Origin of the sequence: Desulfovibrio sp. (assembly GCF_009712225.1) — a bacterium.
GTDB lineage: Bacteria > Desulfobacterota > Desulfovibrionia > Desulfovibrionales > Desulfovibrionaceae > Desulfovibrio.
Window position 1 is genome coordinate 24,822 of record NZ_WASP01000004.1, and the last position, 15,346, is coordinate 40,167.

Annotated in this window: 14 protein-coding genes; 7 read left to right on the top strand and 7 right to left on the bottom strand. The window is 59.9% G+C overall.

Annotated elements, in window-relative coordinates; translation table 11 throughout:
• Positions 1-58: 58 nt before the first annotated feature.
• The 4 genes from mrdA to F8N36_RS03630 all read right to left on the bottom strand — a co-directional run bounded on the left by mrdA (position 59) and on the right by F8N36_RS03630 (position 4,624).
• Positions 59-1,978: a penicillin-binding protein 2 gene (mrdA, locus tag F8N36_RS03615; RefSeq protein ID WP_291331436.1), complete on the bottom strand. Its 1,920-nt coding sequence runs from the start codon at positions 1,976-1,978 to the stop codon at positions 59-61.
• Complete coding sequence (locus tag F8N36_RS03620) at positions 1,962-2,432, bottom strand: hypothetical protein (RefSeq protein WP_291331437.1); 471 nt, start codon at positions 2,430-2,432, stop codon at positions 1,962-1,964. Before F8N36_RS03620 ends, mrdA begins: the two co-directional genes overlap by 17 nt.
• Positions 2,429-3,319: a rod shape-determining protein MreC gene (gene mreC / locus F8N36_RS03625; RefSeq protein ID WP_291331438.1), complete on the bottom strand. Its 891-nt coding sequence runs from the start codon at positions 3,317-3,319 to the stop codon at positions 2,429-2,431. Before mreC ends, F8N36_RS03620 begins: the two co-directional genes overlap by 4 nt.
• A 264-nt stretch (positions 3,320-3,583) precedes the next feature.
• Complete coding sequence (locus tag F8N36_RS03630; RefSeq protein WP_136400742.1) at positions 3,584-4,624, bottom strand: rod shape-determining protein; 1,041 nt, start codon at positions 4,622-4,624, stop codon at positions 3,584-3,586.
• 227 nt (positions 4,625-4,851) lie between these two features.
• Between F8N36_RS03630 and F8N36_RS03635 the strand changes: the two genes are divergently transcribed.
• From F8N36_RS03635 to F8N36_RS03650, 4 genes are all read left to right on the top strand, one after another.
• Positions 4,852-5,811: a TIGR01212 family radical SAM protein gene (locus F8N36_RS03635; protein WP_291331439.1), complete on the top strand. Its 960-nt coding sequence runs from the start codon at positions 4,852-4,854 to the stop codon at positions 5,809-5,811.
• A 215-nt stretch (positions 5,812-6,026) separates the two neighbouring features.
• Positions 6,027-6,683 (top strand): GntR family transcriptional regulator, encoded by a 657-nt coding sequence (locus F8N36_RS03640; protein ID WP_291331440.1) that lies wholly within the window; start codon positions 6,027-6,029, stop codon positions 6,681-6,683.
• Between the two features lie 61 nt (positions 6,684-6,744).
• Positions 6,745-7,980 (top strand): dicarboxylate/amino acid:cation symporter, encoded by a 1,236-nt coding sequence (locus F8N36_RS03645; RefSeq protein WP_291331441.1) that lies wholly within the window; start codon positions 6,745-6,747, stop codon positions 7,978-7,980.
• A gap of 11 nt (positions 7,981-7,991) precedes the next feature.
• Positions 7,992-9,059, top strand: a complete 1,068-nt coding sequence (locus F8N36_RS03650) for a GntG family PLP-dependent aldolase (protein ID WP_291331442.1) — start codon at positions 7,992-7,994, stop codon at positions 9,057-9,059.
• An 86-nt stretch (positions 9,060-9,145) separates the two neighbouring features.
• Here F8N36_RS03650 and F8N36_RS03655 read toward each other — a convergent pair whose 3' ends face one another.
• Entirely contained in the window at positions 9,146-10,270 is a 1,125-nt protein-coding gene (locus tag F8N36_RS03655) for a TOBE domain-containing protein (RefSeq protein WP_291331443.1), read from the bottom strand.
• 154 nt (positions 10,271-10,424) lie between these two features.
• On the opposite strand from F8N36_RS03655, the gene modA reads away from it, so the two are divergent.
• The 3 genes from modA (at position 10,425) to F8N36_RS03670 (ending at position 12,752) form a co-directional block, all read left to right on the top strand.
• Complete coding sequence (gene modA / locus F8N36_RS03660; RefSeq protein ID WP_291331444.1) at positions 10,425-11,192, top strand: molybdate ABC transporter substrate-binding protein; 768 nt, start codon at positions 10,425-10,427, stop codon at positions 11,190-11,192.
• A gap of 133 nt (positions 11,193-11,325) precedes the next feature.
• Positions 11,326-12,003, top strand: a complete 678-nt coding sequence (gene modB, locus F8N36_RS03665) for a molybdate ABC transporter permease subunit (protein WP_291331445.1) — start codon at positions 11,326-11,328, stop codon at positions 12,001-12,003.
• Complete coding sequence (locus F8N36_RS03670) at positions 12,003-12,752, top strand: ATP-binding cassette domain-containing protein (protein ID WP_291331446.1); 750 nt, start codon at positions 12,003-12,005, stop codon at positions 12,750-12,752. The genes modB and F8N36_RS03670 overlap by 1 nt, the downstream gene beginning before the upstream one ends.
• A 71-nt stretch (positions 12,753-12,823) precedes the next feature.
• On the opposite strand, the gene F8N36_RS03675 is transcribed toward F8N36_RS03670, so the two are convergent.
• Both F8N36_RS03675 and F8N36_RS03680 read right to left on the bottom strand, forming a co-directional pair.
• Positions 12,824-13,600 carry a substrate-binding domain-containing protein gene (locus tag F8N36_RS03675; protein WP_291331484.1) on the bottom strand — a complete coding sequence of 259 codons (777 nt, stop codon included), beginning with the start codon at positions 13,598-13,600 and terminating at the stop codon, positions 12,824-12,826.
• Between the two features lie 140 nt (positions 13,601-13,740).
• Positions 13,741-15,336, bottom strand: a complete 1,596-nt coding sequence (locus F8N36_RS03680; RefSeq protein ID WP_291331447.1) for a diguanylate cyclase — start codon at positions 15,334-15,336, stop codon at positions 13,741-13,743.
• Positions 15,337-15,346: the final 10 nt, after the last annotated feature.

Sequence of the window (15,346 nt, forward strand, 5' to 3'; positions counted from 1 at the left end):
GAAACGCCCGGAAGGCGCCGATGCGCGCCAGCCCGCGGGCGGCGCCGCGCCGGGCTGGCTAGTCGGCTGCCTGGTCCACCACGGGGGTGGGGGCTGGCAGGGCGAGCATGGGCGCGTTGGGGTCGGGGCCGAAAAGATAATCGTACACCTTGCGCGCCACAGGACCGGCCACGCTTGAACCGCCGCCGCCGTGCTCTACCATGACAATAACCACATAGGACTTGCCGTCCTTGACTCCCCAGGTGGCAATCCACGCATGGTCACGCTGCGCGTATTCCATTTCCGAGGTCTTCAGGCGGCGGTCACCGGCGGCCATCTTGAGTTTGACAACCTGGGCCGTGCCGGTTTTGCCGCCCATGTCGGCGTCCTTGCGGCCCACAACCTTGGCTGTGCCGCCGTTGGCAGTACGCCGCATAGCTTCGACCACAAATTTGAGCGTTTCAGGCTTGGCGGGTACGCGCCCGCGTACCTCGCGGGTGGCGTCGTCCACCAGCTGCGGCTTGAGCAGGTCGCCGCCGTTGAGCAGGGCCGAAACAAACACGGCAACCTGAACAGGGGTAACCAGGGTATAGCCCTGACCAATGGACACATTGTACGTTTCACCGCGTGTCCAGGGGCGGCCAAAGCGCCGCCGCTTCCAGTCACGCGAGGGTACAAGGCCCGATTTTTCATGGGGCAGGTCAATGCCTGTGGGCCGTCCGAATCCGCAAGCCTTGGCGAATTCCTCGATCTTGTCAATGCCCATGCGGTCGCCCATCAGGTAGAAGTAGACGTCGCACGAGTCGATGAGCGAATGCACCATGTCTTCAGATCCGTGGCCGCCCTTTTTCCAGCAGCGGAATATCTGGTTGCCCAGTTTGACCTGACCTGCACAGGAAACGCTCTCGCGCGGGTTGACCCCTTTTTCCAGCAGCATGGTGGCCATTACGAGCTTCCATACCGAGCCGGGCGGGTACACGCTCTGGATAACGCGGTTCTGAAGCGGAAAACGGTTGTTGGTGCGCAGGGCGTCCCAGTCCCGCTGCGAGATACCTGCGGCAAACAGGTTGTTGTCGTAGGCGGGCGAGGTAACAAGGGCGCGCAGCTTGCCGCTGTCGGGCTCCATGACCACAATGCAGCCTGCTTCGCCGCCAAGGGCGTCCCACGCGGCCTTTTGCAGGCCGTCGTCGAGCGACAGGTGTATTTCGTGGCCACCGCGCGGTTCTTCGCGCAGGGTTTTGCCAAGCACGCGGGCGTGGGCGTCCACTTCCACGTCGTACAGGCCCTTGCGGCCGCGCAGCTGTTTTTCCAGCTCCAGTTCCAGCCCCTGCTTGCCCACAAGGTCGCCCATGGCAAGGGCGCTGTCGCTGGCCATTTCCTGTTCGTTGGCTTCAGCCACATAGCCCAGCACGTGGGCGAAAAGCTCGCGCTCGGGGTAGCTGCGCTTGGTGCGCACCACAATCTCAAGGCCGGGCCATTCATGGATTTCGGATTCTATGCGCGCCACCAGATCAAAGTCGATATCGGTGATGAGCAGAAGTGGTTCAAAGGGTTTGACCTTGAAGCGATCCTGGCGAAACTTGTCCCAGACCTGCTGGAGGGGAATGCCCGACCATTCGCTGATCTGCGCAAGCGTGGCGGGGATGTCGTGGCAGTCTTCGCGCACGATGGAAAGACCGTAGGCCGTGCGGTTGTCTGCCAGTACCTTGCTTTTATCGTCGAGTATGCGCCCGCGCGGGGCGAAGATGCGTTCGATGCGCAGGCGGTTGTCCTGCGCCTGACGGGCGAATTCCTCGCCCCGGTGAACCTGAAGATACCAGAACCGCACCACCAGCACAAAAAACAGCAGGCCCACCATGACCTGAAGCAGGATGGCGCCAGCGCGCGGCGGCTGATAGCCCTCGCTCTCGACCTGAATCTTGAGCCAGGAGCGAATGCCCTTGTGCGCGCCCTTGTCATTATGCGCGAGCAGAGAGGTATTGTCAGTTTTCCTGATCATTGGGGTTCCAGTGGCGGGTGGCCACCAACAGCCGCCAGGCGAAAGGCACAAAGATGGCCTGTATCAGACTTCTGTCGAGGGTTCCCTGCACGTCGAAGGGCAGGTTCTGCAAGGGTGACATGAGCCAGGCCACGCCATAGTAGGCAGCGCCCAGACAGGCAGAAAGCAGAAAGACAAAAATGAAGTTTTCCACCTCAAAAAGCCAGCGGCCCATCTTGAACAGCAGAACCACAGCCGCGTACCAGACAATGACAGCGCCAAAGGGGCGCGTGCCCATGCCTTCCTGCAGCAGAATAAACAGGGGCAGCAGCCAGAGCATGTTTTTGTAGTCACGCTCCTGCAGCAGGATGATCAGACCAACCGTAAGCACGTCAAGCCCCGGTACGGCTGCCTGCAAAACAATGGCCGCGGCCATAAAACAGAGCCACCATGCGAGGCTGCGCAACTTGCTCATGGTGTTGCGCTTTTGGGCGCGGGCGGCCCCACAAATTCTTTGGGTGCGTCGCCAAGGTCGAGCGGGCGCGGTGCGCCGGTGGGTTCGAGCAGCAGCACTTCTTCCAGGTGCTGCAGGTCAACCAGAGGCTCGGCCTTGATGGCCATGAACTGGGTGTAGTCCGAGGGGGCCACGCGCAGTACCCGCGCAACGGGAATACCCTTGGGATACTTGCCATCCAGACCAGAGGTGATGATGATTTCGCCGGGCTTTACCTTGGCATCGCGCTGCACAAAGTTGACCTCAAGCTTCTGGCCCGTGCCCATGCCCATGAGAATGCCGGGAGCGCGGCTCTCCTGCGAAAAAACGGCTATGCGGCTGCTGGGATCGGTGAGCAGCAGCACGATGGAGCTGTGGGCGCTGGCCTTGAGCACACGGCCCACAAGGCCCAGATGCGTCACCAGCGGGGTGCCGGGTCGGCCGCCCGTGCTGTAACCACGGCTGATGGTGATGCTGTCAAGCACTGCGTTGGGGCCCATGCGGCCAGAAAGCACGCGCGCACCAAGGGGGCGCCACGTCTGGTCAACAGGCAACTGCACGAGGGCGCGCAGGCGTTTGAGCTCGGCCAGGTCTTCACCATTGGCGAGCAGGCGGGCTTCAAGCTCGGCCACCTTCTGCTTGAGAACCTCGTTTTCTTCGCGAACGCCCACCAGGTCAAAATAGCGGTCCCACATGTTCTCTGCTGTGTCCTGCGCAGAGCGGATGGGCGAGAGCACCGCGCCGGTTATTTCCAGCCCCAGTTTGGCGGCCATGTCATCCAGAAAGCGCGTGCGCTGGTTCCAGGAATACATGCCCAGAAACAGGATGAGCAAAACGCCCGCGAGGAGGAGAAGACGCCGCAATGTCACTGGCCGAAGCTCCTAGAGCAGATTACCCCTGAACGCTCGTACGCTTCACGGGTGCAGGTCACGCTCACATCACCGTCACCAGTGCGTACAGGGTGCGCCGGGGTTACGTGGCGCAAGGCTGTGGGCAGCCTTGCCGGGCATTTCTGGTGTGCGATGCCCTGAAAAACAGTGCAGAATAAACCGCGCCCCTGTGCCAGCGACGCAGAACCGGAACCGATGTTCCGGCATTGCGTCAGCCGCACAGGGGCGCGAGGACAGTCGGTTCTAGTCGATGCACACTTCTTTGAGAATGTGCAGGTTGTCCAGCGCCTTGCCGGTGCCCATAACCACGGTGGACAAGGGATCGTCCACAACGGTGATGGGCAGCGAGGTTTCTTCACGCAGCAGCTGGTCAAGGCCCTTGAGCAGCGCACCGCCGCCCGTCAGCACAATGCCCCTGTCAACAATATCCGCCGCCAGTTCCGGCGGGGTCTGTTCCAGGGCGATGCGCACAGCCTGAACAATGCTGTCCACCTGTTCGGAAATGGCTTTGCGCACTTCCTCGGAGGTGATGATGATGTTCTGCGGAATACCCGTCACAAGGTCGCGGCCCTTGACCTCAATCTGCTGTTCCGGATCAAGCGGATAGGCAGAGGCGATCTTGATCTTGATTTCTTCAGCCGAAGATTCACCGATGAGCATGTTATACTTGCGCTTGACGTGGGTCATGATGGCTTCATCCATCTTGTCGCCGCCCACGCGCACCGAGCGCGAGTACACAATGCCCGAAAGGGATATGACAGCCACTTCCGTGGTACCGCCGCCGATGTCCACCACCATGTTGGAGGTAGGCTCCTGAATGGGCAGGTCGGCGCCGATGGCAGCGGCCATGGGTTCTTCGATGAGGTACACTTCGCGTGCGCCGGCAGACTGGGCCGATTCTTTCACTGCGCGCTTTTCCACCTGGGTGATGCCCGTGGGAACGCAGATCATGATGCGCGGGCGTACAAGACGCCGCGAATTGTGAACCTTGGCGATAAAGTGGCGCAGCATGGCCTCGGTAACTTCAAAGTCGGCGATAACGCCGTCTTTCATGGGCCGGATGGCCCAGATATTGCCCGGGGTTCTGCCCAGCATGCGCTTGGCGTCATGCCCAACGGCCAGAACCACGTTATTGCCGCGCGGATCTTTTTTGACCGCTACCACTGAGGGCTCGCGCAGCACAATTCCCTGCCCCTTAACGTAGACGCAGGTATTGGCCGTGCCCAGGTCGATGGCCAGGTCATTGGAAAACAGTCCTAGTGCGAAATCCAGAATTTTGGACATTAGTCTAACTTGCCTCGCTGTGCTGGTGTGCTACCTTACCGTCATGTTGAAACAGCACCCACACCCGGCGAGGCGAATAGGCCTGGAGTGGGGGGCGCTGTTGGAATTGGTAACGTCAGGCTGAAAACTGTTCTGCTAAAACCGGCATGAAGTCAAGACGGTGGACGCAGGGTTAAAATATTTGTCCCGTCCGCAGCTGCGGATATAAGCCCCCAAGGCATGTAAACATGCAGCGTTGGCATACTCTGGCCGCCCACTACAATCACAGGTGCGGTTGCCGGGTGCAAAAAATTCCACTTGATGCCGGGGCTTCCTGCCCCAACCGCGACGGTATTCTTTCGCGTTCTGGCTGCACGTTTTGCAATGCCAACGGCTCTGGCTCGGGGCGTGCAAAACGGGGCGATACCCTGTTGCAGCAGTGGAATGCCCTGCGTGCCGTGTACCTGCGGGACGACCCCAATACGCGCTTTGTTGCGTATCTGCAATCCTTCTCTAATACCTATGGGCCACAAGAACGCCTGCAACAACTGCTCCATAACGTTCGCAGCCTGCCCGACTGCTTTGGCGTGGCCGTGGGAACCCGCCCCGACTGCCTTGACGACCCCAAGCTCGACACCCTCGCGGCCCTCGATTGCGACCTGTGGCTGGAGTTGGGCCTGCAAACGGTTCACGACCATACGTTGACCCGCATAAACCGGGGGCATTCTGCCGCTGACGGCGAAAAAGCCGTGCGCATGGCCGCAGAACGGGGCATAGCCGTGTGCGTTCACCTGATGGCCGGTCTGCCCGGCGAGAACGAGCGCCACTTTTTGCAAAGCCTCGACTGGGCGCTCTCGCTGCCCATCAAGGGGCTCAAGCTGCACAACGTGTTTGTTCCCAAGGGTACAGAACTGGCCCGCCAGTACGCTGCAGGCCTCTACCATCCCCTCTGGCGCGATGAATACGTGGACATGCTCTGCGCCGCTCTGCCGCGCATCCCCTCCACCATTGTCATTCACCGCCTTCAGAGCGACCCGGCCCCTCGCGAGCTGGTGGCCCCCATATGGGCCACGGACAAGCGCGGTCTGCTGGGCGATCTGCGGCGGGCGCTGGGGGCACGGGATTTATGGCAAGGCAAGGCCTGTGACTCCCCTGATGTGTGTCCGGCGGTCTTTTTCGGCTCTGGCTGCGTCAGAGCCAATTTTTGATCGGGTCAAGTGTCAGAGCGTGCTCTTCCTGCCCCGGAGTTCGAAGGCTCGCTTACGGCCAGAGTGAGAGTACACTAGTTTCATAATAATTGCTTGTTCCTGAACGAATTTTTTTTTGGTCAAAAAATCCGTACCACTGAAAATTATGCTGATCAAAGCGCGTGAGGCCCGCGCGCGTATGGACATTCACTTGGCTTTGTGCTGGTATACCAGCCATGAAGCAGATAAACACCAAGGCATCATCCACAGCGTATGAAGCTATCCGTTCCATGATCTCGCAGGGGCAGCTCTGCCCAGGCGAGGAACTTTCGGAACGCAGCCTGGCCGAAAGCCTGCAACTTGGCCGCACTCCCGTGCGCGAAGCCATCAAGGAACTGTGCCGCGAGGGCGTGCTCATGAGCGTGCCCCTGCGGGGAACCTTTGTGCAGCGCCTTTCTGTCGAAGACCTCAAGGAAATCCACGAGGTGCGCCTGGCGCTTGAAGGCATGGCCGCAAAGCTGGCGGCGGAGAAAGGCGGCAGTCCCGAGCTGCGCGCCTGTATGGCCGATCTGGAGTCTCTGCCCGACGGGCCGGAGCTCGATACCTTTGAAGCGCAGCGTATCGGCTGGGACTTTCACAAGGCCATTTTTCAGGCTGCGGGCAATGCGCGGCTGGCAAAACTGTATGCAGACGTGCGCGTGCAAAACTCGTTGGCCATGCAGCGCGTCAAAAATTACGATGCGGAACGTACGCGCGTGGTGATCAAGGAACACATCGCCATCGGCACGGCCATTCTGGATCGCAATCAAACCCTGGCTCACCAGCTTGTCTGGGATCATCTGCAAAAGGCCATGGAAGCAAAGCTGCGGTCACTGGTCGCAGTGCTTGGCTAACCCTGGCCGCTGAGCATCATTCGACGTGTTACGTGCAAGGAACAGAGGGGGAAGAGAGGCGATGGAAATGACAACAACCGGCAAAAAGCGACCCATACCGCTGCCAATTCAGATGGTTCTCGGCCTTGTTCTGGGCGTGGTGTGCGGCTTTCTGGCCCCCCATTTCTCCCAGGCGCTGGCGCCCGTGGGCACGGCTTTTGTGCAGGCCATCAAGATGATCGTTGTGCCGCTGGTTTTCACGGCCATCACGCTTGGCATTTACCAGATGGGCAATAGCGCCAAGCAGCTGGGCAAGGTTTCTGTCATCAGCCTGCTCTATTTTTTCATTGCCACGGTGGTGGCCATTGTCATCGGCCTAGCGCTCAACGGCATGTTTCATCCCGGCGTTGGGGTCAACCTTTCGCACACCGCCGAACTGCCCAAAAACCTCAACACCACGGTCAACTGGACAAAATTCTTTCTTGATATGATTCCCTCCAACGTGGTGGCAGCCATGGCTGGAACCAACCTGTTGCCGGTGCTTGTTTTTGCGGTGTTGCTGGGGCTGGCCCTCGCCTCTATCGGCAGCCGGGCAAAGCCGCTGGTGGACGTGCTTGACGCTCTCATGGGCGCTGTGTTCAAGCTCACCGGCTGGATCATCGCCCTGTCGCCCATCGCCATTTTTGCCATCATTGCCTGGCTGTTTTCCACGCAGGGCATGCACACCATTCTGGCTCTGCTCAAGCTGGTGCTGGTCATGTATCTGGGGCTTGGTGTGCTGCTGGTACTCTTTGCGCTTCTGATGTTCGCTATTGGCGAGCACCCCCTCCAGACCGCAAAGGCTGTCAGCGAACCCGTCATCCTGGCATTTGCCACGCGCTCGTCCGAGGCGACCCTGCCCCTGCACATGGAAAAGCTGGTGGAAATGGGCGTTCCCAAGGCCGTTGCCTCGGTGGTGCTGCCTCTGGGCTACGCCTTCAACCGCGACGGTTCCATCATGTATTTTGCTCTGGCCGTGGGCTTTCTGGCCGATGCCTATAACATTCCGCTTGATCCCGGCACTCTGCTTTCCATCATCGTGGTGACGACCCTTGCCAGCAAGGGCAGCGCCAACGTGCCTTCGGGCGGTCTTGTGGCCATAGCCATGGTGTTGACCACCATCGGCGTTCCCGTGGAGGCTCTGGCCATTATCGCGGGCGTGGATGCCTTTCTCGACATGGGGCGCACCGCCGTCAACGTGGTAAGCAATACCGTAGCGGTCAAGCTGGTCATGCGCTGGGCCGGCATTGCCTACGAACCGGTGGAAGAATCCGTATAGGCTTGACAGCAATGAATACAGAAATGCCCTTTGTCGATTTACGCAGTGACACCCTCACAGTCCCCACAGAGGTCATGCGCGCGGTTATGCGCATGGCCGAAGTGGGCGACGATGGCCGTGTGGATGCGGAAGGTCGCGGTGCCGACCCCACGGTAAACCGGCTGGAAGACTGCGCAGCCGATCTGCTGGGTAAGGAAGCCGCGCTGTTCTGCCCCTCGGGGACCATGGCCAATCTGGTGGCCCTTGCCACATGGTGTGAAAGGGGAGATGCCGCAGCTCTGGAACCAGACCTGCACGTGTACCGCACCGAAAAGTCGCCCTTTATGGAAAAATTCCTGGGCCTCCGGCCGGTGATGTACGGGCGGGATGCGCAGGGTATGCCGGAAGTGGCATCCTTTGCAGCAGCCTGCGCGGCTCCTGGCATCAAGGTTGCCTGTGTGGAAAACAGCCACAACTTCGGGGGCGGCATCTGCGTGGCGCTCGAGCGGCAGCAGGCGCTGGCTAAGGCGGCCCGCAAGGCGGCAGTGCCAGTACATATGGATGGGGCGCGGCTGTTCAACGCTTCTGTGTCTCTGGGGGTGGAGGCGGCCAGTCTGGCAGCCTGTGCCGACAGCGTGATGTTCTGCCTCTCAAAGGGGCTGGGCGCGCCCGTTGGCTCGGTGCTGTGCGGTTCGCGCGATTTTATTGCCAGGGCCCGTCAGACGCGCAAGCTTCTGGGCGGCGGCATGCGTCAGGCAGGCATAATGGCGGCGGCTGGGCTTGTGGCCCTGGAAACGGGCATTGACCGGCTCATTGAAGATCACGAAAACGCCTGCCGTCTTGGCGCAGCGCTGGCTGCCTACGGTGAGTTTGTGCTCACTCCCGTGCAGAGCAATATTGTGATGCTGGATATCAGCGCTTCGGGCAAAACTTCGGAGTGGTTCGAGCAAAAGCTTGCGGCATTGGGCCTGCTGGCCAAGGGCATGGGCAAGGAGCATCTGCGGCTCACTACCTATCGAGGTATCGAGGGGCAGCATATTGACCAGGCCATTGCGGCTTTTCAGCGGTTTATGGAAGAAAATCGCGCCCAGTGGGCCTGACGCTGCCGGGTCTGACACAGCAAACAAAAACAGCGCCGGTTGTCGTTATGGCAACCGGCGCTGTTTTTGTTTGCTGTGCTGGCAGGCTAGTCCACAGTCAGAATGACGGAAAAAGCCTTGAAAAACACGGTAACAGTCTGACCAGCCACAAGATTGATGGGATTTTCAGGCCCACGGTTGCGCAGGGCGCACACCTGGCTCCCTTCGCTCAGGGCCACCAGAATTTCGGCCACCATATCGTCCTCTCTCACGCGTTCCACCACGCCGGTGAAGCAGTTTTCTGCCGGACGAGAGCTGTTGGGCGACAACTCGCCCCCCTGCACCAGTACCCACGGTGCCTTGATGCTGGCATTGACCAACTTGCCCTCATTGAGTGCCAGAGTCTTGCAGCTTTCGTCTGTAATAAGGGACGAAACGCGCAGCCCGCCTGCGGTGCGCAGCACCACTTCGACCAGCAGGCCGCTTTGCCGCAATGAGGTAATGCGCCCCTGAAAAACGTTACGTGCACTTGTTTTCATGGGTCGCTCCCTTTGCAGTTGTTCGCGCAGCAGGCGCTTGGCCTCCTGCGGGTCGCAGCGGACAATGCCGCTCTGGCCGGGCGCGGATCGCCGGCCCAGAAAAATATCCACCACGGGCAGGGGCAGGCCCTGCCGCCCCAGTTCAAGGGCACGGGTGTGGCGCAGTGAACGCGCGCTCAGAAGGCCCTTGGGCAGCCCGCAGGCGGCACCGCACTGTTGCAGACAGCGGCGTACATAGCTTGCGTCGCAGCGCATGAGTTCGCGGGTTTCAGGAAACAGCGCGGGGTCTTCAAGCACGCGTTTGAGGCGGCGGCTGATGGTCAGCGGCAGCGGCACCTCGCGCCCGGGGGTGTCCTGTGTGCCGGGAACCCGGATGACACCCTCCTGAAAATCGAGATGCGAGGGCATGATTTCAAAAATTTCCACAAGCCGCAGGGCCGCATAGCGCAGCAGCATAAAGATAAGCCACATGCGCAGGCGGGGCCTTTTTTCACGGGGGCCGCGGGCGGCGCTTGCGCGCTCCCACAGCCACGTTTCCACGGCAAGCAGTTCTCGTGGGCTGATGCGACCGGTGTCTTGCAGCAGCGCGGCAGAATCGCGGCGCATGAGCCTCTGGCGCAGCCAGGCTCTGTCTGCGGAAGAGAGCGAGCGCAAAAGCGCGGCCATTTCCTCACGGTTTTTGTTTTTTTCCATGCAGCATCCCGTCAGTTTTCAGGTCTTATACAAATAAAACCCCCTTGTTGTACAGTGTTCACGCTTTTGTGAATAAACGCGACTACATTGCCCGCGCGCATGGCTTCTGTACTGTGAGCGTACAAACAGCGCATCTGGCGCACGGAGGAACTTCATGAAAAAGACAGCTCAGGTTCGTGGGGCATTTGGCCGCATCGTACTCGCACTGGCCTGCGTGGCCCTGCTCAGTCTTCCCGCTCAGGCGGCGGAAATGACCGTTTCTGCTGCGGCCAGCCTTACCAATGCCTTTACCGAGATCAAGGGTCTGTTTGAAAAGCAGCATGCGGGCCTGCAGGTAAACACCAACTACGCCGCCTCCAACCCTCTGCTCAAGCAGATTCAGGAAGGCGCGCCTGTTGACGTATTCGCCTCTGCCGATCAGGCCACCATGGACAAGGCCGTGACGGCCAAGGTTGTGGACCCCGCCACCCGCAAGAATTTTGCACTCAACGATCTGGTGCTTATCGTGCCCGCCGGTTCCAAAAAGCCCGCCAAGCTTGAAGACCTCAAGGCCCTCAAGCGCGTTGCCATTGGCAACCCCGAATCTGTGCCGGTTGGCCGCTACACCAAGGATGCACTGACCAGCGCCAAATTGTGGGAGGCCTTGCAACCCCAGCTGATCATGGGCAACAGTGTGCGTCAGGTGCTGGACTACGTTGCGCGAGGCGAAGTGGACGCGGGCTTTGTTTACCGCACCGATGCCAAGCAGCTTGCCGACAAGGTAGACGTGGTTATGATTGTGGAAGGGCATGATCCTGTAAGCTACCCCATTGCTGTGGTCACCACCGGCAAGGAAGCCAAAATGGGTCAGGAATTTCTGAACTTTGTGCTTTCGCCCGAAGGGCAGGCCGTGCTTGCCAAGTATGGTTTTTCCAAGCCGTAACGGCAGCTGCGTTTGATCCTGTGGGGTAAAACCTGATTCTGGTTGAGCTCACTGGTGGCGGTTGCCGTTTTGGCAGAAGCGGCAGCCGCCTGAATTTTTTATTGTGTTGCGGTGATGAGGCAGGGGGATAGACATGGATTTTGATTTTGCATTTGTCTGGAGCCCCCTTGAGCTTTCGTTGCGCGTGGCCGGAGCGGCCACGGCGGTCTCCTTTGTTGTGGCAACGCTGGCAGCCTGGCGGCTGGCCCGCAAGCGTGGTCCGCTGCCCGCCATGCTGGACGCACTGTGCTCTCTGCCTCTGGTAATGCCGCCTACGGTGCTGGGCTATTACCTGATTTTGCTGGTGGGGCGGCGGGGGGTGCTTGGCCCCGGACTGGCAGAGCTTGGCATCAACCTGATATTTTCATGGCAGGGCGCGGTGGTGGCCGCCACGGTGGTGGTTTTTCCGCTCATTTACAAGTCGGCGCGCGCGGCGCTTGAACAGGTGGACAAACACCTTGAAGACGCGGCGCGAACCCTTGGCGCGTCCGAGTGGCGAGTGTTTGTGAGCGTGTCGCTGCCGCTGGCCTGGAAGGGTATTTTTGCGGGTATCATGCTGGCCTTTGCGCGCGGCATGGGCGAATTTGGCGCAACCCTGATGATCGCTGGCAACATTCCCGGCAAGACCCAAACCCTGGCCCTCGCCATTTACGATGCCTTTCAGGCGGGCAATGACCTGCAGGCATCGTGGCTTGTGGTCATCACCTCGGTCGTGTGTGTGAGCCTGCTTATGGCCGCAGAGCTGCTGGTAAGATTCAGGAGGTGGCGCTGATGTTATCCCTGCATCTGGAAAAATGCTTCAGGAACGGGGTAACGCCCTTTAGCCTCAATGTGCGTTACGACATTGGCGACGAGCACAAGTGCGCTGTGCTTTTTGGCCCCTCCGGCTCTGGCAAGTCGCTGACCATGCAGTGTCTGGCCGGGCTCACACGGCCCGATGCCGGGCACATACGCATTGGCGATTGTACGCTGTACGACAGCGCGCAGAATATTTTTGTTTCTGTGCAAAAAAGGCGCATCGGCTACATGTTTCAGGATTACGCGCTGTTTCCGCACTTGAGCCTGCTGCAAAATGTGGCCTACCCCAACACGGGCTGCTGGCCCTGGAAGGTGCGCGCCGAAGAGCGCGACAAGGCGCTGGCCATGCTTGAGCGTTTGGGCATAGGGCATCTGGCAGCACACCTGCCCTCGCAGATTTCTGGGGGGCAGCGCCAGCGTGCCGCGCTGGCCAGGGCGCTCAATGCCGATCCGCTGCTGCTCCTGCTGGACGAGCCTTTTTCTGCTCTCGACCCCCTGCTGCGAGAACGTCTGCGCGAAGAACTGCTTGAACTCATCGGCAATCTGACCATTCCGGCCGTGATTATCAGCCATGATCCGGATGATGTGGATACCTTTGCTGGTGGGCTTGTACTGTACGACAGGGGCGGAGCACGCACGGTCACGGACTATGCGGATCTGCGCAAGAATTTTGCTACAGCGGGCAAGTGCCTGCGGTACCTGCAGGAACATAACGAGGCCTGAGCTGCCCCCTGATCAAACATAAGGCCCCTGCCCGCCAACGGACAGGGGCCTTGAATTTGGGCCGTCAAGAGCTAGCGGCTGGCCGCTTCCAGCCCTGTGGCGTCAATGGTGCCAGCATGCTGCGGTGAAGAAAGAAACTTCAGCAGGGTCTGCGCGCCCTCAGGATTTTTGGCTCCCTTGACGATACCGGCAGAAAACAGCGTCACTAGCTGCACTTCTTCAGGAATCAGGCCGACAACCTGAATGCCCTGAATGGGCTTGAGTTCGCTGAGCTGCTGAAAGCCAATCTCTTCCTCGCCACGGGCCACCACATTGCCCACCGGCTCGGCAGGAATCATGTGGATCTTGTCCTTGAGCGCCTCAGCAAGGCCCAGCTTGGGGATCATGACGTTGGAAACGTAGGTGCCGCTGGCACTGTCGGAATAGGCAATGCTGCTGGCGTTGAGCAGGGTCTGCTTCAGGGCTTCCACGGTGGATATATCGGGCAGGGGCGCACCGGCGCGCACAGCCAGCGCAACCTTAGAGCTCGCCAGCACTACGGTGCTGGTGGGTTCGATTTTGCCTTCCTTGACCAGTTTGTCCAGCGCGTTGCCCACCATGATGACGATATCGATATCTTCGCCCCGTTCAAGGCGGTGGGGAATAGTGTTGGGGGTATCACCCATGGAGGGGCCCCACACTGTCTTGAGGGTATTGCCCGTGGTTTTTTCAAACTCCGGTCCGAGTATCCTGTAGGCAGAGGCAAAACCTGCGGTGGCGGCAACATTTATCTCGGCAGCGCCCGCAACGTTTGAGCAGGTCAGCAAAGCCGTGCCGCACATAGCGAGACAGACAGACTTGAGTAGCATCTTCACCCTTGGTTCCCCTTGATACAGATTTTGAGAAAGTTGATCCTTGCCGCGAGCGAAGCTATCGGTGCGGCCTGCTGCGGCCTTGGGGCATGCGCCTGTCTTCAACGCTGGTGGAAAGCCTGACGACTGCCTAACCGCTAGACCTTTGTCGAGCGTTTGGCGATGTACAGGGCATTGTCGGCCCGTTTCAGGGCTTCTTCTACCGGTTCTTCCGTACAGTGCCAGGTGGCATGCCCAATGCTGATGCCAATGTGCAGCAACAGGCCGTCGGTGGCAATGGGCGACCCCACGGTTTCACGTATGCGCCGCACTGTGCGCATGATGTCGGGTGTGCTGTCGCGGTGGCTCAGCAGGGCCAGAAACTCGTCGCCGCCAAGGCGCACAAGCACGTCCTCCTTGCGCAGACAGCCCGAAAGCCGTTGGCCAAGGATGGTCAGCACCGCATCGCCCACGTGGTGCCCGTAGGTATCGTTGACTGGTTTGAAGCCGTCCAGATCCATGTATAAAAGTTCAACTACGCCATGATTGAGCTGCAGTTCGGGCATGGATTCGTCCAGGCGGGCGGCCAGCCCGTGCCTGTTGAGCAGGCCCGTCAGTGAATCACGCTCGGCGGCGTACTGGATGCGGTTCCGGTCTTTTTCAGCTCGGGTGAGGTTTTCAACCAGGGTTGAAAGCGAGGACGAAAGCACCTCGATTTCCAGTATGCCCTCATTGCGCGGAATAGTAACTCGCTCGCCCTTGCTGAGCTTGTCGGCCGCAAGGGTGAGGGCTTTGAGAGGGGCAATGACCTTTCTGGCTGTATAGCCAGCTACCAGGGCAAACAGCGCGGCCAGCACCAGACCGGCCACAAGAATGCGTGATACCAGCTTGCGCACCGGCGCGTAGGCCGTATCCAGAGATTGCCGTGCCACCACACTCCACTGCAAGCCGTCATAATCCTTGAATCCTGTACACCTGACGGCGGCGGTGAGGTAGGAGATTCCGTCGGGCCATGGTTCCACGGCCCAAGCGGAATCCGCATCTTCGAGCCGTTGCAGCAGGGGCAGGGAAAGTGGCTGCGCGTCGTTGCCGCCGCCAAGTATGACGCTGCCGTCCGCGCCAAGAACCATGATTTTTGTGCCTGTGTCTGATCCCTCGCCAGACAGAATGAATTCCTCAACCTCTCTGGCCCATGTCCAGCTCAGGTGGGCCACCAGAACCCAGTCTTTCAGCTCGCCTTCGCCAATGGGCATGCTTATGTCCACAAACTTGAGCGGCGTATTTTCCGGGTGGGGCAGCAGCTGGGCAAGCAGGGTGGCCTTGCGCACATCGCCCACAAACAGGCCGTTTTTGCCCTGGCGAAAGATGGCGCAGATGGAAAGGTCAGTGCCTTGCAGCACTCCGTCTGTGGAGGCGAGCACCTTCCCCTTGGGGTTCATGAGCCCAATCCAGGCAAAGGCGGGCATGGTGTCCTGCAGGCGGTTGACGGCGGTGGCAACCTTGTCCATATCGCCGCCGATCAGGCCTATGGTGTGGCGCAAGGTGTCCACTTCCTTGATCCAGAACCACATGGACTGGTCAAGGGCTTTGGCAAGTGACTGAACGCGGTTGGTCAGCAACAGCCCGCGTTCATAGCGTGCCTCGCTGCTGGCCTCTCGCCCCGTGATGGCCGCAAGAAAGCATGAGGAAAGGAGAATAAGCAGGGTGAAGGCCTCAATAAATTGCGCCTTGAGGCTGCGCGTGAACATGCGCATAGCTCCTCCT

Excerpts from the sequence above, each read along its gene's own strand:
- mrdA (WP_291331436.1), bottom strand. The coding sequence starts at position 1,978 with ATGATCAGGAAAACTGACAATACCTCTCTGCTCGCGCATAATGACAAG.
- F8N36_RS03620 (WP_291331437.1), bottom strand. The coding sequence starts at position 2,432 with ATGAGCAAGTTGCGCAGCCTCGCATGGTGGCTCTGTTTTATGGCCGCG.
- F8N36_RS03630 (WP_136400742.1), bottom strand. The coding sequence starts at position 4,624 with ATGTCCAAAATTCTGGATTTCGCACTAGGACTGTTTTCCAATGACCTG.
- F8N36_RS03635 (WP_291331439.1), top strand. The coding sequence starts at position 4,852 with ATGCAGCGTTGGCATACTCTGGCCGCCCACTACAATCACAGGTGCGGT.
- F8N36_RS03640 (WP_291331440.1), top strand. The coding sequence starts at position 6,027 with ATGAAGCAGATAAACACCAAGGCATCATCCACAGCGTATGAAGCTATC.
- F8N36_RS03645 (WP_291331441.1), top strand. The coding sequence starts at position 6,745 with ATGGAAATGACAACAACCGGCAAAAAGCGACCCATACCGCTGCCAATT.
- F8N36_RS03650 (WP_291331442.1), top strand. The coding sequence starts at position 7,992 with ATGAATACAGAAATGCCCTTTGTCGATTTACGCAGTGACACCCTCACA.
- F8N36_RS03655 (WP_291331443.1), bottom strand. The coding sequence starts at position 10,270 with ATGGAAAAAAACAAAAACCGTGAGGAAATGGCCGCGCTTTTGCGCTCG.
- modA (WP_291331444.1), top strand. The coding sequence starts at position 10,425 with ATGAAAAAGACAGCTCAGGTTCGTGGGGCATTTGGCCGCATCGTACTC.
- modB (WP_291331445.1), top strand. The coding sequence starts at position 11,326 with ATGGATTTTGATTTTGCATTTGTCTGGAGCCCCCTTGAGCTTTCGTTG.
- F8N36_RS03670 (WP_291331446.1), top strand. The coding sequence starts at position 12,003 with ATGTTATCCCTGCATCTGGAAAAATGCTTCAGGAACGGGGTAACGCCC.
- F8N36_RS03675 (WP_291331484.1), bottom strand. The coding sequence starts at position 13,600 with ATGCTACTCAAGTCTGTCTGTCTCGCTATGTGCGGCACGGCTTTGCTG.
- F8N36_RS03680 (WP_291331447.1), bottom strand. The coding sequence starts at position 15,336 with ATGCGCATGTTCACGCGCAGCCTCAAGGCGCAATTTATTGAGGCCTTC.